Source organism: Acetatifactor sp., assembly GCF_982438285.1.
In genome coordinates this window covers 1-1974 of record NZ_CEWDFQ010000455.1, presented here as the reverse complement: position 1 = coordinate 1974, position 1974 = coordinate 1, and the positions used below count along the sequence as shown (strand labels likewise).

The window sequence follows — 1974 nt, the reverse complement described above, 5'->3', positions numbered from 1 at the left end:
CTGTTACAGCCTCTTTAAAAGCTCCTCTCTCTGCGCCTCATAGCCCGGTTTTCCCAGCAGTGCGAACATGTTTTTCTTGTAGCTCTCCACACCGGGCTGGTTGAAGGGATTCACTCCCAGCAGATAACCGCTTACGCCGCAGGCAAACTCAAAGAAGTAGAACAGCTCGCCCAGATAGAATTCATTTACCTCAGGCACGTTGATTACAAAGTTAGGCACCTGTCCGTCGGTATGAGCCAGAATGGTGCCGTTCATGGCGCTCTTATTGACAAAATCAACGGTCTTGCCAGCCAGATAATTCAGCCCGTCCAAGTCCACCGGCTCCTCTTGGATCACCAGTTCTTCCCTGGAGGTCTCCACATTGATCACGGTCTCAAACATAATTCTGGAGCCGTCCTGAATAAACTGTCCCATGGAGTGCAGATCTGTGGTCAAATCCACGCTTGCAGGAAACAGACCCTTCTGATCCTTTCCCTCGCTCTCGCCGTAGAGCTGCTTCCACCACTCGCTCACATAATGGACGGCGGGCTCATAGTTTGCCAGAATCTCAACGCTCTTACCCTTGCGCAGCAGGATATTCCGCAGCGCCGCATACTGCAGGGCGTCATTTTGTTCAAAATCATTTTCCAGAGCACGCTTTCTTGCGCTTGCCGCACCCTCCATCAGCTTGTCAATGTCTGCGCCGCTTACGGCAATGGGGAGAAGCCCCACTGCGGTCAGCACGGAAAACCTTCCGCCCACATCATCGGGAACCACAAAGGTCTGATAGCCTTCTTCGTCTGCAAGATGCTTTAAGCTTCCCTTCGCCTTATCGGTGGTAGCATAAATTCTCTTGGCAGCGCCCTCTTTTCCGTATTTTTTCTCCAGCTTCTCCTTAAATACCCGGAACGCAATGGCCGGCTCTGTGGTGGTGCCAGATTTGGAAATCATGTTGATGGAAAAATCCCTGTCTCCCACCACATCCATCAGATGCTTCAGATAAGTAGAGCTGATGGAATTGCCACAGAAATAAATTTCAGGGGTCTTGCGGACACTCTTATCCAGCACATTGTAGAAGCTGTGTCCCAAAAATTCAATGGCCGCTCTCGCTCCCAGATAGGAGCCGCCGATGCCGATGACCAAAAGCACCTCAGAGTCGTTTTGTATCTGCTTTGCCGCCTGTTTGATATTTTCAAATTCTGTCTTGTCGTAATCCACCGGGAGATCAATCCAGCCCAAAAAATCGTTGCCCGCGCCTGTTTTGGAGACCAATACCTCCTTAGCGTCAAGCGCCAGCTTTTTCATGTACCCGATTTCTTCTTCCGAGATAAATGAACCTGCTTTGGAATAATCAAAGGAAACCTGTCTGCTCATATATTTGCTCCTCTCCGCATAATGGAAATTGTATATCTTGTCTCAATTCTAGCAAAGTTATAGGGCAAATTCAAGCCTCTTATCCAAGAAATTCCTTCAGCAGAGCCTCCAGCTCCTCCTCGCTTACCTTAGCGTCCTGCTCCCTGTAGTCCTCCCGGCGGTAAGAGTCCGGCTCCTGCCTATAGGAAGCCGTATCCTGGCGGTAAGAAGCCGGTTCCTGACGGCAGGAGGCATCGCTTTGTACCTCCTCCGGAATCAGCCGTCCCCCGATGGGCATCAGCTCCACCGTCCCCCGCCGTCTTCTGGAGCGTCCTCTGTACTGTCTGGAGCCATAGAGCATTTCCATATCCCTCTGGGTCACATCAATTCTCGCGGAAAGATGGTTTTCCAGATAATCCACCAGATTCACCTTCAGGATTCTTTTCTTGCCTTTAATGTCCATCACAGTAGATACGGAAAAATAAAGGTACAGTCCGATAAAGCTCACAATATAGAAGGGCAGAATTTCCCCAAGCATGCGTCCCTCCACAATGCTTTTGCATACGCCTATCCCGGCGCATACCACGGACAAAAGCATAGCCTGGCCGGACAGATGATATAAGGTTTCGAAGGATATGGGAC

General features: G+C 50.3%; 2 protein-coding genes. Both read right to left on the bottom strand.

Features of this window, described 5'->3' with window-relative positions; all coding sequences use genetic code 11:
* Window positions 1-3: 3 nt before the first annotated feature.
* Window positions 4-1353, bottom strand: coding sequence for a glucose-6-phosphate isomerase (locus AC1WIP_RS15185; RefSeq protein ID WP_481142617.1), 1350 nt, complete (start codon window positions 1351-1353; stop codon window positions 4-6).
* A 79-nt stretch (window positions 1354-1432) separates the two neighbouring features.
* Window positions 1433-1974: hypothetical protein (locus AC1WIP_RS15180; protein WP_481142616.1), on the bottom strand; the 542-nt coding region annotated here is incomplete at its 5' end.